The sequence below is a fragment of the Mycobacterium paraintracellulare genome (genome assembly GCF_000276825.1).
Lineage (GTDB): Bacteria > Actinomycetota > Actinomycetes > Mycobacteriales > Mycobacteriaceae > Mycobacterium > Mycobacterium intracellulare.
The window spans coordinates 478878-503892 of the sequence record NC_016948.1 but is presented as its reverse complement, the minus strand read 5'-3'; the positions used below and the strand labels follow the sequence as shown (position 1 = coordinate 503892).

Here is a 25015-nt window from a genome sequence, read left to right as displayed (position 1 = left end):
CCAGTGATCGACCGTCAAGTCGAACGCCATTGCAGCAGCACATGCGCTTGTCCCCGGCGGTATGGAGGTGGGAAATTCACACGCAGAATGCGTATCGTTTGCAAACGAACCGCCCGGAACAGGAGCAAACCATCACATGCCAGCCAGCGCCAATGCCAAGGCCACTTCCAAGGCTAGTTCGGGCCGCGTTTCCGACTCGCAGCCGCGTGAGGTCATAAACGTGGCGGTTCTGGCGGAGTCCGAACTCGGGTCTGAGGCGCAGCGGGAACGCCGCAAGCGCATCCTGGATGCCACCATGGCCATCGCGTCCAAGGGCGGCTACGAGGCCGTTCAGATGCGTGCGGTCGCGGATCGCGCCGACGTGGCGGTGGGGACGCTGTACCGGTATTTCCCGTCGAAGGTGCACCTGCTGGTATCGGCGCTGGGCCGCGAGTTCGGCCGCATCGACGCCAAAACCGACCGCTCGGCGATGACCGGCGGCACACCCTTTCAGCGGCTGAACTTCATGGTGGGCAAGCTCAACCGCGCGATGCAACGCAACCCGCTGCTGACCGAGGCGATGACGCGCGCCTACGTCTTCGCCGACGCGTCGGCGGCCAGCGAGGTCGACCAGGTCGAAAAGCTCATCGACTCCATGTTCGCGCGCGCGATGGCCGACGGCGAACCGACCGAGGACCAGTACCACATCGCCCGGGTGATCTCCGACGTGTGGCTGTCGAACCTGCTCGCCTGGCTCACCCGCCGCGCCTCGGCCACCGACGTCAGCAAGCGGCTGGATCTGGCCGTGCGGTTGCTGATCGGCGACCAAGACTCCAAATAGCGGCGCTCACCCGGGCGGGCCGGCGGTGCGTCCGCGGATCAGCTCGGTGTCGAGGAGTTCGGTGACCGGCAGACCGGACCGCGGTGGCTTCAACAACAGCTCGCCCGCGCGGCGCCCCTTGTGCAGGCTCGGCTGCGACACCGTGGTCAGCCCGCGGCTGATGGCCTCGGGCACGCCGTCGAATCCGGTGACGGTCAGCTGGCCGGGCACGTAAATGCCATGCGCCCGTAGGTAATCCATGGCGGACAGGGCCAGGATGTCCGCGGTGCACAGCAGCGCGGTGATGCGCGGATTGGTTTCCAGCGCCACCTTGGCGGCCGCGCCGCCCGATTCGGCCAGGTGCTCGTAGCTTTCCACCACGGTCAGCGAATCCGGGTCGATGCCGGCGGCCGTCATCGCCTCCCACACGCCGATGATCCGCTCGCGTTGCACGTCGAAGGCGGGCGAGCGCAACCGCTCGGCGTCCACCAGGCCGTGGCGCCGGTCCCGGCCCAGCCGCATGGTCAGCAGCCCGATCTCGCGATGCCCCAGCCCGAGCACGTAGTCGGCGAGCTCACGCATCGCCGCGCGGTCGTCGATGCCCACCCGCGAGGCGCCGGCGAGATCCTTCGGCTGATCGACCACCACGACCGGCAGCCGTCGCTGCAGCACCACCTGCAGGTAGGGATCGTCATCGCACACCGAATACACCACGAAACCGTCCACGCCCGCCGACAGCACCGCGTCGGTTCCCTCTTTCAGGCTGCGGCTGGGCCCCACGGCCACCAACAGCAGCCCCTGCCCGGCCGCCTCGCAGGACTGCGCCACCCCGGTGACGAAATCCCGGGCGGCGGGGTCGCTGAAGAAATAGGTCAGCGGCTCGGCCATCACCAGACCGACCGCGCCGGCCTTGCGGGTCCGCAACGAGCGCGCCACCGGGTCGGGGCCGGCGTAGCCGAGCCGCTTGGCCGTCGCGAGCACGCGTTCACGCAGGTCGGCGGAGAGTTGATCGGGGCGGTTGAAGGCGTTCGAGATCGTGGTGCGCGAAACGTTGAGCTCGTCCGCGACCGACGCCAGGGTCGCACGCCGGCGCGGTGTGGGGCTCACGTTCGGTGACGCTACAGCGGATCGGTGCGCGGCCCATGCGCTTCCGACCGCGGCTTTGTAATGGAAACGATTTTCATTAGTATTGTGGATCGGCTTGCTGGCGGGCGGGAGGAAATCGGACGTGCGCATGGCACTGACGCGTGGGCTGGCGGCCGCATTGGCCGTGGCCGGCTCGGCGGTGCTGTCCGGCTGCGGCGGGCACCCCGCGCACCCGCACGCGTCTGCCGTCGTCGCGTCCACCGACGTGTGGGGCAGCGTCGCGCGCGCCGTCGCCGGCAGCCATGTGGCGGTCAAGTCCATCCTGAGCGGCGCGGAAACCGACCCGCACTCCTACGAGGCCAGCCCCTCGGACGCCGCCGCCATCGCCGACGCCGCCCTGGTCGTCTACAACGGCGGCGGCTACGACGGATGGGTCGACGACGTGCTGGCCCGCCAGCCCGGCGCCAGGCCGGTCAACGCCTACTCGTTCCTCGAGAACGACGGGCAACCGCGCAACGAGCACGTCTTCTACGACCTGAGCGTCGCCAAGGCGGTGGCCGCCACGATCGCCGACCGGCTCGCGACGATCGACCCGGGCAACGCCGCGGACTACCGGGCCAGTGCCGCCACGTTCGGGCGCGGCGCCGACGCCATCGCCGGCACCGAACACGGCATCGCCGCCGCCTACCCCCACACCTCGGTCGTGGCGACCGAACCGGTCGCCTTCTACCTGCTGAAGGCGACGGGCCTGCTGAACCGCACCCCGCCCTCGTTCGCCGCGGCGATCGAGAACGAGACCGACCCGGCGCCGGCCGATCTGGCGTCGGTCCTCGACCTCATCGACCGGGCTCAGGTGTCGGCGCTGGTGGTCAACCCGCAGACCTCGGCGGCCGCAATCACCGGCCTGCGCGACGCCGCGCGTCACGCGGGTGTGCCCGTCACCGAGGTGGCCGAGACCCTGCCCGACGGGGCGGATTACCTGAGCTGGCAACGCAATACGGTCGAACGGCTGCTGGCCGCGCTGCAGTCGAGCCGGCCCGTCCAGCCGTGAGCATCGACACGGCACCCGCCGTCGATCGGCACCCGGACACCGTGTCACTGCGCGGCGCCCGCCTGGCGTTCGGCGACCGGGTGCTGTGGGACCACCTGGACCTGTCGGTGTCGCGCGGCGAGTTCATCGCGGTGCTCGGCCCCAACGGCAGCGGCAAGACGTCGCTCCTCAACGTGCTCCTGGGGCAGCTGCCGCTGAGCGCCGGCGTCGGGTTGGTGGAAGGCAGGCCGATCACCTCGGGTAGCGGCCGCATCGGCTATGTGCCGCAACATCGCCCGCTGGACCGCGACGTGATGCTGCGGGGACGGGACCTGGTTCGGCTGGGTGTCGACGGCGGGCGCTGGGGCGCCGTCCCGCTGCGGTCCCGCGACCGTGCCCGGCGGCGCGCGACCGTCGCCCACGCCCTGAGCCAGGTAAACGGCGAACGCCTGGCGGACGTCCGGGTCGGCGTGATGTCCGGCGGCGAGCTGCAGCGGGTACGCATCGCCCAGGCACTCGTCAGCGACCCGACCCTGCTGCTGTGCGACGAACCGCTGCTGACGCTGGACCCGGCGAACGCGAAGCTGGTGTCGGCGCTGATCGACCGGCGCCGCCGGGAGGCGGGGACCACGGTCATCGTCGTCACCCACGAGATCAACCCGATCCTGCCGTATGTGGACCGGGTGCTGTACCTGGTCGACGGCCGGTTCAGGATCGGCACCGTCGACGAAGTGATGACCAGCGAGACGCTCTCGGCGCTGTATCGATCCGACATCCAGGTGGTGAAGGTCAGGGACGGCTACGTGGTGGCCGGCGAGCGCACCGACGGCCACGGCTGATGGAGCACCGGCTCGCCGACGTGGGACACCACCTGTTCTCCTTCGACATCACCGCGCATCTGCTCAGCCACGACTTCGTGCAGCAGGCGCTGGTGGCGGCCGCGCTGCTGGGTTTGGTGGCCGGGCTGATCGGGCCGTTCATCGTGATGCGGCAAATGTCGTTCGCCGTGCACGGGTCCAGCGAATTGTCGTTGACCGGAGCCGCTTTCGCGCTGCTCGTCGGATTCGGGGTGGGTCTGGGCGCGCTGATCGGCAGCGCCCTCGCGGCGGCGCTGTTCGGCGTGCTGGGCCGGCGCGCCCGGGAACGCGATTCGGTGATCGGGGTGGTCCTCGCGTTCGGCCTGGGCCTGGCGGTGTTGTTCATCCACCTCTACCCGGGCCGGACGGCGACCAGCTTCGCGCTGCTGACCGGCCAGATCGTCGGGGTCGGCTACACGGGGCTGACGATGCTGGCGCTGGTTTGCCTCCTCGTCATCGCCGTGCTGGCAACGTGTTACCGCCCGCTGCTGTTCGCCACCGTCGACCCCGACGTCGCCGCCGCCCGCGGCGTGCCGGTTCACGCGCTCGGGATCGTGTTCGCCGCGCTGGTCGGGGTGGTGGCCGCCCAGGCGGTGCAGATCGTCGGGGCGCTGCTGGTGATGTCGCTGCTGATCACGCCGGCGGCCGCGGCGGCCCGGGTGGTCACCTCGCCGGCGGCGGCCATGCTGACCTCGGTGGTGTTCGCCGAGGTGGCCGCGGTCGGCGGGATCGTGTTATCGCTTGCGCCGGGCGTGCCGGTGTCGGTCTTCGTCGCGAGCATCTCATTTCTGATCTACCTGGTCTGCTGGCTGGTGGGGCGCCGGCGCGAGGCGTCCGCCTAAGCTGGTCGCACAGATCGGCCCACGTCGGGGAAGGCTCGGAGGCCATGGCGCGCAGGCGAATCGCGGTCCTGGTGCAGGCGGCGGTGTCCACCCTCGCGGTCGGCTGCACCACCGTCGTCGACGGAAGCGCCGCGCCCGCAGACACCCCCGGCCCGCTGCCGCAGCCCCCCGTGGCCGTCGCCGCCCTCGACGGACTGCTGCTCGACCAGGGCCAGATCAACTCCGTGCTCACCGCGGGGATGCGGGTCCGCAACCGCACACAGGCGATGTGGGACTCCAGCGCGACTTTCAGCGACAAGAGCTGCCTGGCGGTGGACGGTCCCGCCCAGGAAGCCGTGTATGCGGACACCGGCTGGACCGCGATGCGCGGCCAACAACTGGACGACAACTACGACGACCCCACCGTCCGCAATGACTCCGCCGCCGAGGCCGTGATCGCCTATCCAACCGCGCGCCAGGCCAACACCTTCTACGACGCCTCGGTGCGGCGGTGGTTCGCCTGCGCCAACCGCAAGTTCGTCGACCGTCCCCCGGGCAAGCCCGAAATCGTGTGGACCGCGGGCGACGCCCACAAAGTCGGCGGCACACTCAGCACGTCGACAGCTCAGGACGGCGGCGACGGCTGGACGTGCCAGCGGGCGCTGACCGTTCGTAACAACATCGCCATCGACGTCGCCACGTGCGCGTCCTTCCTGGCCGGCGGGTCCGCCGCCGACATTGCCCAGCAGATCGCGGCCAAGGTCGCCGGGCAATAGCCCGCCCCCATAAGCTGGGCGGGTGGCCGGTATCGACCTCAACGCCGACCTGGGCGAGGGCTTCGGCGTCTGGCGCCTCGGTGACGACGACGCCATGCTCGACATCGTCACCAGCGCCAACGTGGCGTGCGGTTTCCACGCGGGGGACCCCGCCGGACTGGTGCGGGTATGCACCTCGGCCGCGCGGCGCGGGGTGCGCATCGGGGCGCAGGTGAGCTACCGCGACCTGGCCGGGTTCGGCAGGCGCTTCATCGACGTCGCCGCCGACGACCTGATCGCCGACGTGGTGTATCAGATCGGCGCGCTGCAGGCGATCGCGCACGCGTGCGGTTCTGTCGTGTCCTACGTGAAACCGCATGGGGCGCTGTACAACACGATCGTGACCAACAGCGAGCAGGCCGCCGCGGTCGCCGAGGCGGTGCGGCTCGTCGACGACGGCCTGCCGGTGCTGGGCATGGCCGGGTCGGCGTTCTTCGACGAGGCCGCCCGACGCGGTCTGCGGACCGTGGCCGAGGCGTTCGCCGACCGGGCCTACCGCCCGGACGGGCGGCTGGTCTCCCGCCGCGAACCCGGCGCGGTATTGCACGATCCGGGCGCGATCGCCGAGCGCGTCACCGCCATGGTGACCGCGGGCCAGGTCACCGCGATCGACGGGAGCCACATCGAGGTGAGCGTGGAATCGGTTTGCGTGCATGGTGATTCGCCGGGGGCGGTGCGGATTGCCACCGCGGTCCGCGATCGCCTCACGGCGGCCGGCGCCGACCTTCGGGCGTTCTGCTGATGCGGCTCAAGCTCGGGCGCCCCGACATCGCCCGGTACGCGGACCGATTCGACGCCCCCGCGGCCGGACCCGACGGGCTCTCGGTGACCTGGATGGGCGTGGCGACGCTGCTGATCGACGACGGCTCGTCGGCGTTGATGACCGACGGCTACTTCTCCCGGCCGGGCCTGGCCAAGATCGCGGCCGGCAGGGTGGCGCCGTCGCCGGCCCGCGTCGACGGATGCCTGGCCCGCGCCAAGGTGTCGCGACTGGCCGCCGTCATCCCGGTGCACACCCACATCGACCACGTGCTGGACTCCGCGCTGGTCGCCGACCGCACCGGCGCGCAGCTGATCGGCGGCCAGTCCGCGGCCAACGTCGGGCGCGGCTACGGCCTCCCGGAGAACCGGATCGTCGTCGCGGTCGACGGGCAGCCAATTCGGTTGGGCGACTACGAGATAACGTTGGTAAACTCCCACCACTGCCCACCCGACCGGTATCCCGGCGTGATCGACGAACCGCTGATCACCCCGGTGAAGGCGTCGGCGTACCGCTGCGGCGAGTCGTGGTCGACGCTGGTGGCCCACCGGCCGACGGGCCGGCGGCTGCTGATCCAGGGCAGCGCCGGTTTCGTCAAGGGGGCGCTGGCCGGCCACCGCGCCGATGCCGTCTACCTGTCCGTCGGGCAGCTGGGGCTGCAGCCGCAGTCGTATCTGGTCGACTATTGGGCCGAGACCGTCCGCGCGGTGGGCGCTCGCCGGGTGATCCTCATCCACTGGGACGACTTCTTCCGCCCGCTGACAAAGCCGTTGCGCGCCTTGCCCTATGCGGGCGACGACCTCGACGTCTCCATCCGCGTCCTCGATGAGCTGGCCGCACAGGACGGTGTCGCGCTGCACCTGCCGACGGTGTGGCGGCGCGAGGACCCGTGGGGCGAAGCGGTCTAGACGTTGGCACTGACCGTCGCGCTGTTGCTGCTCGCCGTCGTCCTGGGGTTCGCCGTCGCGCGCCCACGGGGCTGGCCCGAGGCGCTTGCCGCGATCCCGGCCGCGCTCATCCTGGTCGGGATCGGGGCGGTCTCGGTCCAGCAGGCTGCCACGGAGATCGCCGACCTGTCCGAGGTGGTCGCCTTCCTCGGGGCGGTGCTGGTGCTGGCCAAGCTGTGCGACGACGAGGGCCTGTTCGAGGCCGCCGGCGCGGCGATCGCGCGCGGACGCGTCGGGTCGGGCACGCTGCTGCGGCGGGTGTTCGCGATCGCGTCCGGGATCACCGCCGTGCTGAGCCTGGACGCCGCCGTGGTGCTGCTGACCCCGGTGGTGCTCGCCGCCGTGCGGCGGCAGCGCACGCGGGTGCGGCCCTACGCCTACGCCACCGCCCATCTGGCCAATGGCGCCTCGCTGCTACTGCCGGTGTCCAACCTGACCAACCTGCTGGCCTTCCACACTGCCGACATCTCGTTCACCAAGTTCACGCTGGTGATGGCGCTGCCGTGGCTCGGCGCGGTGGCCACCCTCTACGTGGTCTTCCGCTGGTTCTTCGCCAAGGACCTACGGGTGCAACCGAACCCGGAGCAACGCGGCGCGCCACCACGCCCGCCGGTGTTCGTGTTGGTGGTCGTCGCGCTGACGCTGGCCGGGTTCGCGGTCGCCCAGTCGGTGGGGGTGGCGCCGGCCTGGGTGGCGCTGTGCGGCGCCGCGGCGCTGGCGGCGCGCAGCCTGCGCCGCCGCCATACCTCGGTGTCGGAGATCGTGCGCTCGGCCAACGTGTCCTTCCTGGTGTTCGTGCTGGCGCTGGGGGTCGTGGTGCGGGCGGTCATGCTGGGCGGGATGGACCGGGCGATGTCGGCGGTGCTGCCGTCGGGCTCGGGCCTGCCCGCCTTGCTGGCGATCGCCGCGATCGCGGCCGTGCTGGCCAACGTCGTCAACAACCTGCCCGCCACCCTGGTGTTGCTGCCGCTGGTCGCCCCGGCCGGGCCGGTGGCGGTGCTGGCGGTGCTGATCGGGGTCAACATCGGCCCCAACCTGACCTACGTCGGGTCATTGTCAAACCTGTTGTGGCGGCGCGTGCTTCGCCAGCACGACGTCGACGCCGGGGTCGGCGAATACACCCGCCTCGGGGTGTGCACCGTGCCCGCGTCGCTGGCGGTGGCGGTGCTCGCGCTGTGGGCGTCGGCGCGGGCGCTCGGCCTCTAAACCCGACGGTATGCCGGCGGCAACGGCATGGACAGCTCGGCCAGCACACCCCGCAGCGCCGTCGGATAGTCGGTGATGATGCCGTCGACCCCGTACCCGATCTGCCGGCGCATGGCGTCGACGTCGTCGACCGTCCACGGAATGACCTTGAGCCCCAACGCATGCGCGCGGTCGACGTACGGCTTGCCGGCGACCAGCGGGTAGTCCGGTGAGACGGCGTCGGCGCCCACCGTCAGCGCGCCGATCAGCGGATCGCCGGGAGTCTGCTCGTCATAGAGGGCCACCAACGGGATTGACGGTTCGGCCCGGTGGACCAACGGCAGCGTGCGCCAGTCGAAGCTCTGTATGTCCACCCGCTCGACCTTGCCCGCGGCCCTGACCGCGGCCAGTATCACGTCGACGAACTCCTGCGGCTCGGGTTCATCGGCGTCCACCTTGGTTTCGATGTTGTAGCGCACGGCGTCGGCGCGGTAGGAGTCGGCGAGTGCGAAAACCTGAGGCAGTGTGGCGATCCTGTTGCCCGGCGCCACTTCGGCGTTCGGGAAGTCGTCCAGCCGGCGCCCGCAGTCCAGGGTGCGGATCTGGGCCAGCGTGAGCTCGTGCACGAGTTTGCCGACGTAGGGGTACTGCGGGTCGCCGGCGAATGCGGGTGCGGTGTCGGCGCACTTCTCGGCCGCGATCGTCGGGTCGTGCCACACCAGCGGTTGGCGGTCCCGGGTGAGCACGACGTCGAGTTCCAGTGTGCTGACCCCCAATTCGAGCGACCTGGCGAAGGCCCGCAACGACTGCTCGGTGGCCTCCCCGCGGCCGCCGCGGTGGGCCTGCAGGTCGAAGTCGGGTGCCTGCGCGGCGGCCGGCGCCGCCACAAGCACCGCCGATGCCAGCAGCGCGGCAACGAGGCGGGCGATCACCTAACCCCTGCGCTGGCGCGAGATTTCGGCGAGCACCACCCCGGCGGCCACCGAGGCGTTCAGCGATTCGGCATTGCCGGCCATCGGGATGGACACCACCTCGTCGCAGTTCTGCCGCACCAGCCGCGACAGCCCCTTGCCTTCCGACCCGACGACGACCACGATCGGGTCGGTGCCGTCGAGGTCGTCGAGCGTGGTGTCGCCGCCGGCGTCCAGCCCGATCACCCGCAGGCCGCGATCCGCCCAATCCGTCAGTGTCCTGGTGAGATTGGTGGCCCGGGCCACCGGGACGCGGGCCGCGGCCCCGGCGCTGGTGCGCCATGCCACCGCCGTCACCGAGGCCGACCGCCGCTGCGGGATGAGCACGCCGTGGCCGCCGAACGCGGCGACCGAACGCACGATGGCGCCCAGGTTGCGGGGGTCGGAGATGTTGTCGAGCGCGACCAGCAGCGCGGGCGGCGAACCGGTCGCCGCCTCCACCAGGTCGTCGGGGTGGGCGTAGTTGTAGGGCGGCACCTGCAACGCGATGCCCTGGTGCAGATGGTTGTTGGTCATCCGGTCCAGGTCGGTGCGCGGCACCTCCAGGATCGCGATGCCCAAATCGGCGGCGCGGGAGACGGATTCGGTGAGGCGCTCGTCGGCTTCGCTGCCCAGCGCCACGTAGAGCGCGGTCGCCGGCACGCCGGCGCGCAGGCACTCCAGCACCGGGTTGCGGCCCAGCACCGTCTCGGTCTCGTCGGTCTTACCCCGCGCGGGGCGGCGCGACGGCGACTGGGCGCGCTTGGCGGCGGGGTGGTTGGGGCGCATGTGCGCGGGAGGCGTGGGGCCGCGGCCCTCCAGCCCGCGGCGACGCTGGCCGCCCGAACCGACGGTCGGGCCCTTCTTGGTGCCCGCCTTACGGATTGCGCCGCGGCGTCGCGAATTGCCGGCCATGTGCGTGGCCCCTACTGATCCGGGCCGGCCTGCAGCGACCACTGCGGCCCGTCGGCGGTGTCGGTGACCTCGATGCCGGCGTGCTTGAGCCGGTCCCGGATCTCGTCGGCGAGCGCCCAGTTGCGCTGCTCGCGCGCCTTCTCCCGGTTCTCCAGCTCCGCGTGCACCAGCACGTCGACGGCGGCCAGCGCCGCCGACGTCTCGTCGCGGGTCTCCCAGCGCTCGTCGAGGGGGTCGCAGCCCAGGATGCCCATCATCGCGCGGATCGCCCGGGCGTGGCGCAGCGCGCCGTCGTGATCGCCGGAGTCCAGCGCCCGGTTGCCCTCGGCGCGGGCGGCGTGCACCTCGGCCAGCGCCGCCGGCACCGCCAGGTCGTCGTTGAGCGCGTCGGCGAACTTCGGCGTCCACTGGCCGGGCTCGACGCCACCGACCCGAACCCGCACCCGGTGCAGGAATTCCTCAACGCCCACATAGGCTTTCACCGCGTCCTGCAGGGCGGTCTCGGAGAATTCCAGCATCGACCGGTAGTGGGCGCTGCCCAGGTAGTAGCGCAACTCGGCGGGCCGGACCCGCTGCAGCAGCGCCGGGATGGCCAGGACGTTGCCCAGCGACTTGCTCATCTTCTCGCCGCCCATCGTCACCCAGCCGTTGTGCAGCCAGTAGCGGGCGAAGCCGTCGCCGGCGGCGCGGCTCTGGGCGATCTCGTTCTCGTGATGCGGGAAGACCAAATCCATTCCGCCGCAATGGATGTCGAATTCGGCGCCCAGGTAGGTGCGGGCCATCGCCGAGCATTCCAGGTGCCAGCCCGGGCGGCCGCGGCCCCACGGCGTGGGCCAGGACGGCTCGCCGGGCTTGGCGGCCTTCCACAGGGTGAAGTCGCGCTGGTCGCGTTTGCAGGTGGCCGCGCCCTCGCCCTGATGGACGTCGTCGATCTTGTGGCCGGACAGTTGCCCGTACTCCGGGTAGCTGAGCACGTCGAAGTAGACGTCGCCGCCGGCGGCGTACGCGTGCTCGGTTTCGATCAGGCGTTCCATCAACTCGATCATCTGGGTGATGTGGCCGGTGGCCCGCGGCTCGGCCGACGGCGGCAGCACGTCCAGGGCGTCGTAGGCGGCGGAGAAGGCGCGTTCGTAGGTGGCCGCCCACTCCCACCACGGCCTGTTCGCCGCGGCGGCCTTGTTGAGGATCTTGTCGTCGATGTCGGTGACATTGCGGATGAAGGCGACGTCGCACCCGCGGGCGATCAGCCAGCGGCGCAGGATGTCGAAGGCCACCCCGCTGCGGACGTGGCCGATGTGCGGCAGGCCCTGCACGGTGGCGCCGCAGAGGTAGATGGAGACGTGGCCCTCGCGCAGCGGCACGAAATCACGCACAGCACCGGCTGCCGTGTCGTGTAGCCGCAAGCGGGCGCGATCGGTCACGACGTGCCAGCTTACCGGGTAGTTCCCCGGCGCCCGGCGCTGCGCGGGCTTAGCCCGCGGGGACCACCAGCGCGGTGGCGATGGCGGCCAGCCCCTCACCGCGTCCGGTCAGCCCTAACCCGTCGGTCGTGGTCGCCGACACCGACACCGGCGCTCCCAATAATTCCGACAGCACGCGCTGCGCCTCGGCGCGGCGGGGACCGACCTTCGGCCGGTTCCCGATGACCTGCACGGCGGCGTTGGAGACCCGGAAGCCTGCGCCCGACGCCAGTGCGGCGACGTGGCGCAGCATGTCCGCGCCGCTGATGCCCGCGAAGCGCGGATCGTCGACCCCGAACACGGCGCCCACGTCGCCGAGGCCCGCCGCCGAGAGCACCGCGTCGCACAGCGCGTGCGCCCCCACGTCGCCGTCGGAGTGACCTGCGCAGCCGTCGGCGTCGGCGAACAGCAGTCCCAGCAGCCAGCACGGCCGCCCGGGTTCGATCGGATGCACGTCGACGCCCAGGCCGACCCTGGGGACGGGAAGGGGCTCGCTCATCGGCGCACGATCGCTTCGGCCAGCAACAAATCGAGCTGGGTGGTGATCTTGAACGCCAGCGGATCGCCGTCGACCACCTGGACCCGCCCGCCGACGCGCTCGACCAGCGACGCGTCATCGGTGAAACCGGCCGCGCCGGCGCCGGCCCGGTAGGCGCGCTGCAGCAGGTCGGTGGCGAACCCCTGGGGCGTCTGCACCGCCCGTAGCCCGTCGCGCTCCGGCGTCCCCAGGACCACCCCGTTGGCGTCCACGGCCTTGATGGTGTCGTGCAGCCGCAACGCGGGCACCACGGCGTCGTGGCCGGCCCGCAGGGCGTCGACCACGCGGGTGATCAGCGTCGGAGGGGTCAGCGCGCGCGCCGCGTCGTGCACCAGCACGTACGCGGCGGCCACGGGGAGGGCGGCCAAGGCCAGGTCGACGGATCGGGTGCGGTCGGGCCCGCCGGCGACGACGGTGGCCCGGCCGGCGAGGACGCGCTTGGCCTCGTCGATCCGGTCGGCGGGCACGGCCACCACGACGTGATCGACCACGCCGGATTCCAGTAGACCCGCGACGGCGCGCTCCAGCAGGGTGCGGCCGGCAATCTCGCAGAATGCCTTGGGGATTCCCGCCGCCAGTCGTTCGCCCGAACCTGCGGCCGGGACGACGGCGATTACGTTGCCCGAGGTGCCCGTCTGTCGGGCCACCGAAGCGTCAGGACCTTCAGGAAGCGGCGGCCAGAACCTCGTCGAGGATGGTCTCCGCCTTGGCGTCGTCGGTGCTCTCCGCCAACGCCAGTTCACCGACGAGGATCTGGCGGGCCTTGGCCAGCATGCGCTTCTCACCGGCCGACAGTCCGCGCTCCTGGTCGCGGCGCCACAGGTCGCGCACCACCTCGGCCACCTTGTTGACGTCGCCGGAGGCAAGCTTTTCGAGATTGGCCTTGTAGCGGCGCGACCAGTTCGTCGGCTCCTCGGTGTGCGGGGCGCGCAGCACCTGGAACACCTTGTCGAGGCCTTCCTGTCCGACGACGTCGCGGACGCCGACGTACTCGGCGTTCTCCGCGGGAACTCGAACGGTCAGGTCTCCCTGCGCCACCTTCAAGACGAGATATTCTTTTTGTTCCCCTTTGATCGTCCGGGTTTCGATCGCCTCGACTAACGCAGCACCGTGATGCGGATAAACAACGGTGTCGCCGACCTTGAAGATCATCTGATTCGAGCCCCTTTCGTTACTTCATCCTAACACGCCCGCCTAACCACGCGCGAAGCAACGATGCAGGTCAGGGGCACAACACGCGCAGATTAGGGGTTGACATGGGGACCAAGTCGTGCAGTGCAGCACATTACCAACGCCCCCGGACCGGGCGGTTGGCGGCCTTTAAAACAGCTCCTGCGCTGGTCTGGCGCCCCGCGCTACCGCGTGCACAGCGTCCCTACTACTGTGCATAGTTGCATTAGTCGAACCGGCCGAGCAGGAGGCTGTAGAGAGTGAACCGCTTCAAGATCCGCCTCGGCCTTCCCGCGATCGCCGTGGCCGGCGTGCTGGCCGTGCTGGCCGCGCTGCTCAGCGGTTGCGGGGCCGGTCAGGTTTCGCAGATGGCGGTGCAGGAGCCCGCCATCAACGGGAACAAGGTCACCTTCAACAACGTGGCGTTGCGCAACATCCACCTCCAGGCCACGCAGACGGGTGACTTCCTGCAGCCCGGCCGGGCGGTCGACCTGGTGCTGGTGGCCGTCAACCAGTCGCCGACCACCCCGGACAGGCTCGTCGGCATCACCAGCGACGTCGGCGCCGTGGCGATCAGCGGCGACACCCGCCTGCCCGCCGGCGGGATGCTGTTCATCGGCACGCCCGAGGGCCAGAAGGTGGCGCCGGGACCGATCGATTCCAGCACCGCGGCCAAGGCGACCGTCACCTTGGCCAAGCCCATCTCGAACGGCCTGACCTACAACTTCACGTTCAACTTCGAGAAGGCCGGGCAGGCCACCGTGCTGGTCCCGATTTCGGCCGGAGTGACCCCGCCGCACCAAAATCACGCGGGGTAACCGCCTGTCGTGACGGGGGCTTGTCGTAGCGGCTCGATACCGTCATCACGTGGCAACCGCGCGCTCGCAATACCGCTGCTCGGAATGCCGGCACGTCACCGCGAAATGGGTCGGCCGCTGCCTCGAGTGCGGCACCTGGGGCACCGTTGACGAGGTCCCGGTGCTCAGTACCGTCGCCGGGCGCCGCGCCGTTCGTGCCGCGGCGTCGCAGGCCGTGCCGATCACGTCCATCGAGCCGGGCGCCAGCCAGCACCGCACGACGGGCGTAGGCGAACTCGACCGGGTGCTCGGCGGCGGCGTGGTGCCCGGTTCGGTCACGCTGCTGGCGGGCGATCCGGGCGTGGGGAAATCGACGCTGTTGCTCGAGGTCGCCCACCGCTGGGCGGAATCCGGCCGCCGCGCGCTGTACATCTCCGGCGAGGAGTCCGCCGGCCAGATCCGGTTGCGCGCCGACCGCATCGGCTGCGGCGGCGACGAGCTGTACCTGGCCGCCGAATCCGACCTGCACACCGTGCTCGAGCACATCGCCACGGTCAAGCCCGCGCTGGTGATCGTGGACTCGGTGCAAACCATGTCCACCACCGAGGCCGACGGCGTCGCCGGCGGCGTCACGCAGGTGCGGGCGGTGACGTCGGCGCTGACCGCGGCGGCCAAGACCAACGGGGTCGCGCTGATCCTGGTCGGGCACGTCACCAAGGACGGGGCCATCGCCGGGCCGCGTTCCCTCGAGCACCTCGTCGACGTGGTCCTGCACTTCGAGGGTGACCGCAACGGCTCGCTGCGGATGGTCCGGGGCATCAAGAACCGGTTCGGCGCCGCCGACGAGGTCGGGTGTTTCCTGTTGCACGACAACGGGATCGAAGGGGTCGCCGACCCGTCGAACCTGTTCTTGGACCAGCGCCCCGCGCCGGTTCCGGGCACCGCGATCACGGTGACCCTCGACGGCAAACGTCCGCTCATCGGCGAGGTGCAGGCCCTGCTGGCCTCGCCGTCGGGCGGTTCGCCGCGCCGCGCCGTCAGCGGCATCGACCATTCGCGGGCCGCCATGATCACCGCCGTGCTGGAAAAGCACGCCAAGTTGCCCGTCGCCGCCCACGACATCTACCTGTCCACCGTCGGCGGCATGCGGCTGACCGACCCGTCATCGGACCTGGCGGTCGCGGTCGCGCTGGCGTCCGCGCTGGCCGATCTGCCCCTGCCCACCACGGCGGTGATGATCGGGGAGGTGGGCCTGGCCGGCGACCTGCGGCGGGTCAGCGGCATGGAGCGGCGGCTGTCCGAGGCCGCGCGCCAGGGATTCACCGTCGCGCTCATCCCGGACGGCGACGACCCCCGGCGCGATATCGTGCCCCGCGGGATGCGCGCGCTGCGCGCGCCCACCATCGTCGCGGCGCTCCAGCACATGATCGACATCGCCGAGCGCCGGGGCGGCCCCGCAAACCCGTACCGGCTGGACGCGTGACGCGATGGGCCGCAGAATGCACGCTGTGACCCGACCGACGTTGCGTGACACCGTTGCCCGCCTGGCGCCGGGGACCGGGCTGCGTGACGGCCTGGAACGCATCCTGCGCGGCCGCACCGGCGCGCTGATCGTGCTCGGCAACGACGAAAACGTCGAAGCCATCTGCGACGGCGGCTTCGCGCTGGACGTGCGCTACGCGCCGACCCGGCTGCGCGAGCTGGCAAAGATGGACGGCGCCGTGGTGCTGTCCACCGACGGCAGCCGCATCGTGCGCGCCAACGTGCAGTTGGTGCCGGACCCGTCGATCGCCACCGACGAATCGGGGACTCGACACCGGTCGGCGGAGCGGGCGGCGATCCAGACCGGATACCCGGTGATCTCGGTGAGCCACTCGATGAACATCGTGACCGTCTACGTGGGCGGGGAGCGCCACGTGGTCGCCGATTCCGCGACGATCCTGTCGCGGGCCAATCAGGCCATCGCCACCCTGGAGCGGTACAAGATCAGGCTCGACGAGGTCAGCCGGCAGCTGTCGCGGGCCGAGATCGAGGACTTCGTCACCCTGCGCGACGTCCTGACGGTGGTGCAGCGCCTCGAGCTGGTCCGGCGGATCGGCCAGGTGATCGACAACGACGTCGTCGAACTCGGCACCGACGGGCGCCAGCTGCGGCTGCAGCTCGACGAGCTGCTCGGCGGCAACGACATCGCCCGGGAGCTGATCGTGCGGGACTACCACGCCAGCCCGGAGCCGCTGTCCGAAGCGCAGCTGACCGCGACGCTGGACGAGCTGGACGCGCTCTCGGACACCGAGCTGCTCGACTTCACCGCTCTGGCAAAGGTTTTCGGCTACCCGACGACGACGGAGGCGCAGGATTCGGCGGTCAGCCCGCGCGGCTACCGCGCGCTGGCCGGCATCCCCCGGCTGCAGTTCGCCCACGCCGATCTGCTGGTCCGCTCGTTCGGGACGCTGCAGAACGTGTTGGCGGCCAGCGCCAGCGACCTGCAATCGGTCGACGGCATCGGCGCGATGTGGGCGCGCCACGTGCGGGAGGGGCTGTCGCAGCTGGCGGAGTCGACGATCACCGACTCACTGAGCTAATGCTCGTTGAGGTCAGCCGGCCGGGGGCATCGGCGGCGCCTCCGGCTGCGGCACGGCGCCGGGCTGGCCCGGGCCGGGCACCGGGCCCGGCGGCGGCGGGGGCTGGTTCATGATGAACGGCACCGGCATCGAGCGCAGATTGCCCAGCTGGACGACCAGGTTGTAGGTGCCCGGCCCGATCGCCGGCCGCGGCAGCGGGCAGTGCGGCGCCGATCCCATGCCGGTCCACGTCACCGCGGTGGTCACCTGCTCGCCCGGCGTGAAGGTCTTGATCAGCGTCTCGTTGGACGGCGCGCAGTCCAGGTTCGACCACAGCCGCTTGTTGTCCAGCGAGTAGACGTAGGCCGCCAGCACCGCGGCCCCGACGTCGCGCTTGCACGCGACCAGCCCGATGTTGGTGACGACCATGGTGAACTTCGGCTGGTCACCGATGAAGTACTGGGGAGCGTTGGTCAGGCCCTTGACCGCCAGCGTCGAGTCGGGGCAGTCGTCACCCTCCTTCAGCACCGGCGGCGGCTGCACCGCGGCGGTGGGGGTGGGCGTCTCGGGGTTCTGGCCCTGCGCCGGCGGCGCCCCGGGGGCGGGGCTTTCGGGCCCCGCCGGTGGCGGCGCCTGGGGCGCGGGCGATCCCGGCTTGCTCTGCGCTGAGTTCGGCTTGTCGGCGGTGGTGGGCTTGGCTCCCGAGCTGTGCCCCATGAACGCGATGACGGTGGCGGCCACGATCCCGATCACGACGACCGCGATGCCCACGGCCAGGCCTCTGCGCCGCCAATAGATCTCGGTGGGTAGCGGGCCACGCGGTTCCAGATCGAGCACGTTCGCAGCGTAGGCCCAGGTCACGCCGATTCGGTTGACCCGCCTCGGCGTGTCGCTAGGTTTGCCGGCCAATCACCGTGTTAGTGGCGGCCGACCGCGCGGCCCATTCGCCCGCGATCGGCCCCGCTACTCGGCCCGCTATTCGCCGATGTCGCCGACGTGGTCACACAACGCCGCGCGCCCGTCGGCAAGGTGGTAGGTGACACCGGCCACCGCGACCGTGCCGTCGGCGATCCGCTCGGCGATCGCCGTGGACCGCGACACCAGCTGCGCCACGGTTTCGCGTACGTGTCGCTCCACGAACTCCTCGACGCGGTTCAGGCCGTCACGGCGGCCCATCAGGATCGACGGCGCGACCCGCTCCACCACGTCGCGCACGAAACCGCCCGGGATGGATCCCTCTTCGATCGCGCCCAGGGCGGCCTTGATCGCGCCGCAGCTGTCGTGACCCAGGACGACGATGAGGGGCACGTTGAGCACGCTCACCGCGAACTCGATGGAACCCAGGACCGCGGTGTCGATGGCCTGCCCGGCGGTGCGCACCACGAACATGTCGCCCAGGCCCTGGTCGAAGATGAGCTCGGCGGCGACCCGGCTGTCCGAGCAGCCGAACACGACCGCGGTGGGACTCTGCCCGGCGGCCAGGCTGGCTCGATGCTCAACACTTTGGCTGGGATGCTGCGGCTTACCGGCGACGAATCGCTCGTTACCCTCTTTGAGTGACTTCCACGCTGTTACCGGACTGGTGTTAGGCATGGCTGCCATCATGCCGGAACAAGCAACGCCGGGTCCGGCATACATATCAGTTACCAATCTTTTGGCCTGGTACGAGACCTCACGCCGCGACCTGCCCTGGCGCGAACCCGGGGTGAGCGCCTGGCAGATCCTGGTCAGCGAGTTCATGTTGCAGCAGACGCCGGTGGCCCGGGTGTTGCCGATCTGGTCGGATTGGGTCCGGCGCTGGCCGACCCCGTCGGCGACGGCCGCGGCCAGCGCCGCGGACGTGTTGCGCGCCTGGGGCAAGCTCGGTTATCCGCGGCGGGCCAAGCGATTACACGAGTGCGCCACCGTGATCGCGCGCGATCACGACGACGTCGTCCCCGATGACGTCGATACCCTGCTGACGCTGCCCGGCGTCGGCAGCTACACCGCGCGCGCCGTCGCCTGCTTCGCCTATCGCCGGCGGGTGCCGGTGGTCGACACCAACGTGCGCCGGGTGGTGGCGCGCGTCGTGCACGGCCTGGCCGACGCGGGCGCGCCGTCCGCGACCCGCGACCACGCCGACGTGTCGGCTCTGCTACCCGACGACGCGACCGCACCGCAGTTCTCGGTCGCGCTGATGGAGCTGGGAGCGACGGTGTGCACCGCGCGCACCCCGCGATGCGGGCTGTGCCCGCTGGGCCAATGCGCCTGGCGGCGCGCGGGTTATCCCGCCGCGCAAGGACCGCCGCGACGCGTCCAGACCTATGCCGGCACCGACCGCCAGGTTCGCGGCCGCCTGCTGGATGTGTTGCGCGCCAAGGATTCCCCGGCCAGTCGGGCCGAGCTGGATGTGGCGTGGCTGACCGACACCGCGCAGCGCGACCGGGCGCTGTATTCCCTGCTCGCCGACGGCCTGGTGACACAGACCCGCGACGGCCGGTTCGCGTTGGCCGGCGAGGGGTAGCGGATCAGGCCCGCGGATGCGGCGCGGCCAGGAAAGCCTGCACCGCTTCGCGGTATTGGCCGGGCGCTTCGTCGTGGATCAGGTGACCCGCTTGCGGAACACGCAAATACGTTGTGGCATGGCCGCTTTCGGACATCTGCCGCATCTGGCCCGGCGGCGTGACCGAGTTGCCGGCCTCGATGAGCAGCGACGGGGCGCGCACCGCCCGCCATTGCGCCCAGTAGTCGCGGGTGCCCCACTCCGCGGCGATCTCGATCCATCGTGAGGTGTGACCGTGCAGCCGCCACCCGGTTTCGGTGCGGTCGAACGCCTCCAGGAAATACTGCCCGGCGACGGGCCCGAATTCGGCGAATACCTGCTCCGCGGAATCGAATTCGACCGGAAGCGCGTGCAGCCAAGGTTCCCACGGGCCGGTGGTGCGGCCGCGGAAGTCTGGAGCCATGTCCTCGAGCACCAGCGCGGAAACCAGTTCGGGGCGCTGCGCGGCCAGGCACCATGCGTGCAGGGCACCCATCGAATGCCCGACGATCCTGACCCGGGCGCCCAACTCGCCCACCGCGTCGCCCAGGTCGGCCACGAACCGCTCGGTGCTGATCGGGTGCGGATCGTCGACGTCGCGCCCCCGATGCCATGGCGCGTCGTAGCTGTAGACGGTGCCCAAGCGGGTCAGCCACGGCAGTTGACGCGTCCACGTGGTCCCGCGCCCCATCAGGCCGTGCACCAGCACCAACGGCTCGCCGCGTCCCCCGTGACGCGTCAACAAATCGCCGGGCATGTCACCATCTTGCGTGGACCGCCCTAGTTGAACGGCGCGGGGGGCGGGGTAGCCTAGCGGCATGCCGCCTGTGGTGAAGATCAACGCAATCGAAGTTCCCGCCGACGCCGGCCCCGAACTGGAGAAGCGGTTCGCCCACCGCGCGCACGCGGTGGAGAATCAGCCCGGTTTCCTCGGCTTCCAGTTGCTGCGCCCGGTCCAGGGCGAGGACCGCTACTTCGTGGTGACGCACTGGGAGTCCGACGAGGCGTTCCAGGCGTGGGCGAAGGGTCCGGCCATCGAGGCCCACGCCGGCCATCGGGCCAACCCGGTGGCGACCGGGGCGTCCCTGCTGGAATTCGAGGTTGTGCTGGACGTTGCCGCAAACAAGCAGGCTGGCTAGCGGGCGGTCGGCCTGGCGCCGCGCGCTGGCGCTGAGCGCCGCCACCACACTGATCGTCACCTCGGCGCCCGGCTGCGCCCCCTCCCCCTCACCGCAGGCGAACGCGGCAAATTCGGGACGGCAGATCGACACCCGGACCCCGCCCGGCATTCGGGCCCAGCAGACGTTGGACATGCTCAACTCGGACTGGCCCATCGGGCCGGTCGGGGTCGGCACGCTGGCCGCCGCCGACAAGGTCGAGTCGGTGCAGACCACCATGGAGGCGCTGTGGTGGGATCGCCCGTTCGCCCTCGACGGCGTCGACATCGGTGCGAGCGTGGCCACCCTGCACCTGACGTCGTCCTACGGTGCCCGCCAAGACATCCGGATCCACACCGACGACGGCGGGTGGGTGGACCGGTTCGACCTGGACACGCGGGCGCCGACGGTCAAGTCGTGGCAGGACATCGACGCGGTGCTGAGCAAGACCGGCGCGCGCTACTCCTATCAGGTCGCCAAGGTCGACGACGGCCACTGCAACCCGGTGGCGGGCACCAACGCCCGCGAATCCCTGCCGCTGGCATCGATTTTCAAGCTGTACGTGTTGCATGCCCTGGCCAGCGCCATCAAGAACGGCACGGTGTCCTGGGATGACCAACTGACCGTCACCGACAAGAGCCGGGCCGTCGGCTCGTCGGGTTTGGCGCTGCCCGCCGGGGCCCACGTCTCGGTTCGCAAGGCCGCCGAGAAGATGATCGCCACCAGCGACAATATGGCCACCGATCTGCTGATCGGAAAGTTGGGCACGCAGGCCATCTCCGAAGCGCTCGCCACGGCCGGCCATCACGACCCGGCCAGCATGACGCCCTTCCCCACCATGTACGAGCTTTTCTCGGTCGGCTGGGGCAGACCCGACCTGCGCGGCCAATGGGAGCACGGGTCCCCCCAGGTGCGGGCCCAACTGCTTCAGCAGGCGAATTCCACGCCGTACGACCCGGATCCGATGCGCGCCCACTCACCCGCGTCCTCGTACGGCGCGGAGTGGTACGGCAACGCCGAGGACATCTGCCGGGTCCACGCGGCGCTGCAGGCCGACGCCGTCGGCGAGGCCGCGCCGGTGCGCGAAATCCTCTCCGCGGTGGCGGGTATCCAGCTGGACCGCAACGTGTGGCCCTACATCGGCGCGAAAGCCGGTGGCCTGCCGGGTGATTTGACGTTCAGCTGGTATGCCGTCGACAAGACGCGGCAGCCCTGGGTGGTCAGCTTCCAGCTGACCTGGCCGCGCGACCACGGGCCGACCGTGACCGGCTGGATGCTGCAGGTCGCCAAGCAGGCCTTCGCGTTGATCGCGCCGCGATAGCGCCGGCGCCGCGAGAACCGCTCGCTACTGCGGGTCCGGCCCCTGCGGCGCGGCGTGCGCCCCGGCCTTGGCCAGGTCCGGCTCGGCCGGCGGCTTGCGGGTGCCGGTGAAGGTGAACTTCGCGTCCTCGCCGGCGCTCTCGCCGTCCCAGTTGTCGACGTCGACCGTGACAACCTGGCCGGGACCGACCTCCTCGAAGAGGATCTTCTCCGAGAGCTGGTCCTCGATCTCGCGCTGGATGGTGCGCCGCAGCGGACGGGCACCCAGCACGGGGTCGAAGCCGCGCTTGGCCAGCAATGCCTTGGCCTTGTCGGTCAGCTCCATCGCCATGTCCTTGCTCTTGAGCTGGTTGCCGACGCGCTGGATCATCAGATCGACCATCCGGATGATCTCGTCGCGGGTCAGCTGGTGGAAGACGATGATGTCGTCGATGCGGTTGAGGAACTCCGGGCGGAAGTGCTTCTTCAGCTCGTCGTTGACCTTCTGCTTCATCCGCTCGTAGTTGTTCTCACCGCCACCCTGGGTGAAGCCCAGGCCGACCGGCTTGGAGATGTCGGACGTGCCGAGGTTCGAGGTGAAGATCAGCACGGTGTTCTTGAAGTCCACCGTGCGTCCCTGACCGTCGGTGAGCCGACCGTCCTCGAGGACCTGCAGCAGGCTGTTGTAGATCTCCTGGTGCGCCTTCTCGATCTCGTCGAACAGCACCACGGAGAACGGCTTGCGGCGCACCTTCTCGGTGAGCTGGCCGCCCTCCTCATAGCCGACGTATCCCGGCGGGGCGCCGAACAACCGCGACGCGGTGAACCGGTCGTGGAACTCGCCCATGTCGATCTGGATGAGCGCGTCGTCGTCGCCGAACAGGAAGTTCGCCAGCGCCTTGGACAGCTCGGTCTTACCGACACCGGACGGGCCGGCGAAGATGAACGAACCCGACGGGCGCTTGGGGTCTTTCAGCCCGGCGCGGGTGCGGCGGATCGCCTTGGAGACGGCCTTGACGGCGTCCTCCTGGCCGATGATCCGCTTGTGCAGCTCGTCCTCCATGCGCAGCAACCGCGTGGTCTCGGCCTCGGTGAGCTTGAACACCGGGATGCCCGTCCAGTTGCCCAGCACCTCGGCGATCTGCTCGTCGTCGACCTCGGCGACCACGTCGAGATCGCCGGAGCGCCACTGCTTTTCGCGCTCGGCGCGCTGGGCCACCAGCTGCTTCTCCCGATCCCGCAGGCTGGCCGCCTTCTCGAAGTCCTGGGCGTCGATCGCCGATTCCTTCTCCCGGCGCGCGTCGGCGATCTTCTCGTCGAACTCGCGCAGGTCTGGCGGCGCGGTCATCCGGCGGATCCGCATCCGGGCGCCCGCCTCGTCGATCAGGTCGATCGCCTTGTCCGGCAGGAACCGGTCGTTGATGTAGCGGTCGGCCAGGGTGGCCGCCGCGACCAGCGCCGGGTCGGTGATCGAGACCCGGTGGTGCGCCTCGTAGCGGTCGCGCAGGCCCTTGAGGATCTCGATGGTGTGCTCCACCGTCGGCTCCCCGACCTGCACCGGCTGGAAGCGGCGCTCCAGGGCGGCGTCCTTCTCGATGTACTTGCGGTACTCGTCGAGCGTGGTGGCGCCGATCGTCTGCAGCTCGCCGCGGGCCAGCTTGGGCTTGAGGATCGACGCGGCGTCGATCGCGCCCTCGGCGGCGCCCGCACCCACCAGGGTGTGCAGCTCGTCGATGAACAGGATGATGTCGCCGCGGGTGTTGATCTCCTTGAGCACCTTCTTGAGGCGTTCCTCGAAGTCACCGCGGTAGCGCGAGCCCGCGACCAGCGAGCCCAGGTCCAGCGTGTAGAGCTGCTTGTCCTTGAGTGTCTCCGGGACCTCGCCGTGCACGATGGCCTGCGCCAGGCCCTCGACGACGGCCGTCTTGCCGACGCCGGGCTCGCCGATCAGCACCGGGTTGTTCTTGGTGCGCCGGCTCAGCACCTGCATCACCCGCTCGATTTCCTTCTCGCGGCCGATGACCGGGTCCAGCTTGCCTTCCATCGCGGCGGCCGTCAGGTTGCGGCCGAACTGGTCGAGCACCAACGACGTCGAGGGGCTGCCGGACTCGCCACCGCGGCCACCGGTGCCCGCCTCGGCGGCCTCCTTGCCCTGGTAGCCACTCAGCAGCTGGATGACCTGCTGGCGCACCCGGGTCAGCTCCGCGCCCAGCTTCACCAGCACCTGCGCGGCCACGCCCTCACCCTCACGGATCAGGCCCAGCAGGATGTGCTCGGTGCCGATGTAGTTGTGGCCGAGCTGCAGCGCCTCGCGCAGGCTCAGCTCGAGAACCTTCTTGGCGCGCGGGGTGAACGGGATGTGGCCCGACGGCGCCTGCTGGCCCTGGCCGATGATCTCCTCGACCTGGCTGCGAACGCCCTCGAGCGAGATGCCCAGCGACTCCAGCGACTTCGCCGCGACGCCTTCGCCCTCGTGAATCAAACCCAGCAGGATGTGCTCGGTGCCGATGTAGTTGTGGTTGAGCATCCGGGCCTCTTCTTGCGCCAGGACGACGACCCTGCGGGCACGGTCGGTAAATCTTTCAAACATCGGGTTACCTGCTCTCCCTCAACATCGGTACAAACTAGTTAGCGGCCCTTCGAACAACCCTGCCGGTCCCCTGTGGCCGGAATCGCGTACCTGCCATCCACTGTAATGGTCGGCTTGCCGGCGGACCTAACCTTGTGCGGCCTCGTTCGCTGTCGACGCAACTCGGTCGTTCCGGCCCTGATCTCACTTGCGACTGCCTGGGGCTTTACCCGCCGTATCCCAAGAAACGTTGCAATGTCCCAATTCGTTTCCCGGGACGCCCGACCATCGTTTCGCGCCGAGCGAAATGACAAACCGGCGCCCGGGCTTGGGGCCCGGGCGCCGGTTTGAAGACTGTCAGGTTGCGGCGTGGAACGCGTCGATGACGTCGGCCGGGATGCGGCCGCGCGTCGACACGTTGTGCCCGTTCCGGCGAGCCCATTCGCGGATCGCCGCGCTCTGCTCACGGTCGATGGCGCCGCGCCCGCGTCCCGAGCCGGACCGCCCCCGCCGGCGGCCGCCGACGCGGCGACCGGCTTCCACCCACTGCTTCAGATCCCCGCGAAGTTTCGCGGCATTCTTGGACGAAAGATCAATCTCATAGGTCACCCCGTCAAGCCCGAATTCGACCGTTTCGTCGGCTGCGCCGGCACCGTCGAAATCATCGACCAAGGTGACGGTCACTTTTTTTGCCATTGGCTCACCCTCGCATTTCGTCCTGAGCAGTTGCTGAGCAGATTGGATCGACCTCCCCGGTCACCAATCTGCCATAACAACG

The 25015-nt window shown here is 70.2% G+C and carries 26 protein-coding genes; 14 read left to right on the top strand and 12 right to left on the bottom strand.

Annotated features, from left to right (window positions below):
- The first annotated feature begins 220 nt into the window (after positions 1-220).
- Positions 221-820, top strand: a complete 600-nt coding sequence (kstR, locus tag OCQ_RS02505; RefSeq protein ID WP_008263559.1) for a cholesterol catabolism transcriptional regulator KstR — start codon at positions 221-223, stop codon at positions 818-820.
- Between the two features lie 6 nt (positions 821-826).
- On the opposite strand, the gene OCQ_RS02500 is transcribed toward kstR, so the two are convergent.
- Positions 827-1906 (bottom strand): LacI family DNA-binding transcriptional regulator, encoded by a 1080-nt coding sequence (locus OCQ_RS02500; RefSeq protein ID WP_009957019.1) that lies wholly within the window; start codon positions 1904-1906, stop codon positions 827-829.
- Between the two features lie 127 nt (positions 1907-2033).
- Here OCQ_RS02500 and OCQ_RS02495 point away from each other — a divergent pair, with 127 nt between their 5' ends.
- From OCQ_RS02495 to OCQ_RS02465, 7 genes are read left to right on the top strand one after another with little or no spacing between them, the layout of a single operon-like run.
- Complete coding sequence (locus OCQ_RS02495) at positions 2034-2936, top strand: metal ABC transporter solute-binding protein, Zn/Mn family (protein ID WP_014383755.1); 903 nt, start codon at positions 2034-2036, stop codon at positions 2934-2936.
- Positions 2933-3754, top strand: coding sequence for a metal ABC transporter ATP-binding protein (locus tag OCQ_RS02490; RefSeq protein ID WP_014383754.1), 822 nt, complete (start codon positions 2933-2935; stop codon positions 3752-3754). The genes OCQ_RS02495 and OCQ_RS02490 overlap by 4 nt, the downstream gene beginning before the upstream one ends.
- Positions 3754-4614 (top strand): metal ABC transporter permease, encoded by an 861-nt coding sequence (locus OCQ_RS02485; RefSeq protein ID WP_008263555.1) that lies wholly within the window; start codon positions 3754-3756, stop codon positions 4612-4614. Before OCQ_RS02490 ends, OCQ_RS02485 begins: the two co-directional genes overlap by 1 nt.
- A 44-nt stretch (positions 4615-4658) precedes the next feature.
- Positions 4659-5369, top strand: coding sequence for a sensor domain-containing protein (locus OCQ_RS02480; RefSeq protein WP_014383753.1), 711 nt, complete (start codon positions 4659-4661; stop codon positions 5367-5369).
- Between the two features lie 22 nt (positions 5370-5391).
- Positions 5392-6150 (top strand): LamB/YcsF family protein, encoded by a 759-nt coding sequence (locus OCQ_RS02475; RefSeq protein ID WP_008263550.1) that lies wholly within the window; start codon positions 5392-5394, stop codon positions 6148-6150.
- Complete coding sequence (locus OCQ_RS02470) at positions 6150-7076, top strand: MBL fold metallo-hydrolase (RefSeq protein ID WP_009957014.1); 927 nt, start codon at positions 6150-6152, stop codon at positions 7074-7076. Before OCQ_RS02475 ends, OCQ_RS02470 begins: the two co-directional genes overlap by 1 nt.
- A 3-nt stretch (positions 7077-7079) precedes the next feature.
- On the top strand, positions 7080-8321 hold the full coding sequence (locus tag OCQ_RS02465; protein WP_014383752.1) for an SLC13 family permease: 1242 nt from the start codon (positions 7080-7082) through the stop codon (positions 8319-8321).
- Here OCQ_RS02465 and OCQ_RS02460 read toward each other — a convergent pair.
- Genes OCQ_RS02460 through carD form a run of 6 tightly spaced genes read right to left on the bottom strand, consistent with a single transcriptional unit; the run spans position 8318 to position 13315 of the window.
- Positions 8318-9232 (bottom strand): glycerophosphodiester phosphodiesterase, encoded by a 915-nt coding sequence (locus OCQ_RS02460; protein ID WP_009957011.1) that lies wholly within the window; start codon positions 9230-9232, stop codon positions 8318-8320. The two genes, OCQ_RS02465 and OCQ_RS02460, sit on opposite strands and share 4 nt — an antisense overlap.
- Positions 9233-10165 carry a 23S rRNA (guanosine(2251)-2'-O)-methyltransferase RlmB gene (rlmB, locus tag OCQ_RS02455; protein WP_008263538.1) on the bottom strand — a complete coding sequence of 311 codons (933 nt, stop codon included), beginning with the start codon at positions 10163-10165 and terminating at the stop codon, positions 9233-9235.
- A gap of 11 nt (positions 10166-10176) precedes the next feature.
- Complete coding sequence (gene cysS / locus OCQ_RS02450; RefSeq protein ID WP_041784779.1) at positions 10177-11586, bottom strand: cysteine--tRNA ligase; 1410 nt, start codon at positions 11584-11586, stop codon at positions 10177-10179.
- Positions 11587-11635: 49 nt separating this feature from the next.
- Positions 11636-12124: a 2-C-methyl-D-erythritol 2,4-cyclodiphosphate synthase gene (gene ispF / locus OCQ_RS02445; protein WP_014378997.1), complete on the bottom strand. Its 489-nt coding sequence runs from the start codon at positions 12122-12124 to the stop codon at positions 11636-11638.
- The gene (ispD, locus tag OCQ_RS02440; protein WP_014383750.1) at positions 12121-12810 is read right to left on the bottom strand and encodes a 2-C-methyl-D-erythritol 4-phosphate cytidylyltransferase; all 690 of its coding nucleotides are present in this window, start codon (positions 12808-12810) and stop codon (positions 12121-12123) included. The genes ispF and ispD overlap by 4 nt, the downstream gene beginning before the upstream one ends.
- Before the next feature lie 16 nt (positions 12811-12826).
- Complete coding sequence (carD, locus tag OCQ_RS02435; RefSeq protein ID WP_003419482.1) at positions 12827-13315, bottom strand: RNA polymerase-binding transcription factor CarD; 489 nt, start codon at positions 13313-13315, stop codon at positions 12827-12829.
- A gap of 278 nt (positions 13316-13593) precedes the next feature.
- Here carD and OCQ_RS02430 point away from each other — a divergent pair, with 278 nt between their 5' ends.
- Genes OCQ_RS02430 through disA form a run of 3 tightly spaced genes read left to right on the top strand, consistent with a single transcriptional unit; the run spans position 13594 to position 16712 of the window.
- On the top strand, positions 13594-14151 hold the full coding sequence (locus OCQ_RS02430) for a hypothetical protein (protein WP_008263526.1): 558 nt from the start codon (positions 13594-13596) through the stop codon (positions 14149-14151).
- 49 nt (positions 14152-14200) lie between these two features.
- Complete coding sequence (gene radA / locus OCQ_RS02425; RefSeq protein ID WP_008263524.1) at positions 14201-15613, top strand: DNA repair protein RadA; 1413 nt, start codon at positions 14201-14203, stop codon at positions 15611-15613.
- A 16-nt stretch (positions 15614-15629) separates the two neighbouring features.
- On the top strand, positions 15630-16712 hold the full coding sequence (gene disA, locus OCQ_RS02420; protein ID WP_008263522.1) for a DNA integrity scanning diadenylate cyclase DisA: 1083 nt from the start codon (positions 15630-15632) through the stop codon (positions 16710-16712).
- A 12-nt stretch (positions 16713-16724) separates the two neighbouring features.
- Here the strand turns inward: disA and OCQ_RS02415 are convergent, their stop codons facing one another.
- Both OCQ_RS02415 and OCQ_RS02410 read right to left on the bottom strand, forming a co-directional pair.
- The gene (locus tag OCQ_RS02415; protein ID WP_085976473.1) at positions 16725-17528 is read right to left on the bottom strand and encodes a hypothetical protein; all 804 of its coding nucleotides are present in this window, start codon (positions 17526-17528) and stop codon (positions 16725-16727) included.
- 138 nt (positions 17529-17666) lie between these two features.
- Positions 17667-18284: a carbonic anhydrase gene (locus tag OCQ_RS02410; RefSeq protein ID WP_008263518.1), complete on the bottom strand. Its 618-nt coding sequence runs from the start codon at positions 18282-18284 to the stop codon at positions 17667-17669.
- Between OCQ_RS02410 and OCQ_RS02405 the strand changes: the two genes are divergently transcribed.
- The gene (locus OCQ_RS02405; RefSeq protein WP_041784776.1) at positions 18283-19194 is read left to right on the top strand and encodes an HhH-GPD family protein; all 912 of its coding nucleotides are present in this window, start codon (positions 18283-18285) and stop codon (positions 19192-19194) included. The two genes, OCQ_RS02410 and OCQ_RS02405, sit on opposite strands and share 2 nt — an antisense overlap.
- A gap of 4 nt (positions 19195-19198) precedes the next feature.
- Here OCQ_RS02405 and OCQ_RS02400 read toward each other — a convergent pair whose 3' ends face one another.
- Positions 19199-19969 (bottom strand): alpha/beta fold hydrolase, encoded by a 771-nt coding sequence (locus OCQ_RS02400; protein WP_009957607.1) that lies wholly within the window; start codon positions 19967-19969, stop codon positions 19199-19201.
- A gap of 61 nt (positions 19970-20030) precedes the next feature.
- Here OCQ_RS02400 and mhuD point away from each other — a divergent pair, with 61 nt between their 5' ends.
- Entirely contained in the window at positions 20031-20351 is a 321-nt protein-coding gene (gene mhuD / locus OCQ_RS02395) for a mycobilin-forming heme oxygenase MhuD (protein WP_003875625.1), read from the top strand.
- A complete protein-coding gene (locus tag OCQ_RS02390) occupies positions 20326-21690 on the top strand; it encodes a serine hydrolase (RefSeq protein WP_008263511.1) in 1365 nt (454 codons plus the stop codon). The genes mhuD and OCQ_RS02390 overlap by 26 nt, the downstream gene beginning before the upstream one ends.
- A gap of 24 nt (positions 21691-21714) precedes the next feature.
- Here the strand turns inward: OCQ_RS02390 and clpC1 are convergent, their stop codons facing one another.
- Complete coding sequence (gene clpC1 / locus OCQ_RS02385) at positions 21715-24258, bottom strand: ATP-dependent protease ATP-binding subunit ClpC (protein WP_008263504.1); 2544 nt, start codon at positions 24256-24258, stop codon at positions 21715-21717.
- A 336-nt stretch (positions 24259-24594) separates the two neighbouring features.
- A complete protein-coding gene (lsr2, locus tag OCQ_RS02380) occupies positions 24595-24933 on the bottom strand; it encodes a histone-like nucleoid-structuring protein Lsr2 (RefSeq protein ID WP_008263502.1) in 339 nt (112 codons plus the stop codon).
- Positions 24934-25015: the final 82 nt, after the last annotated feature.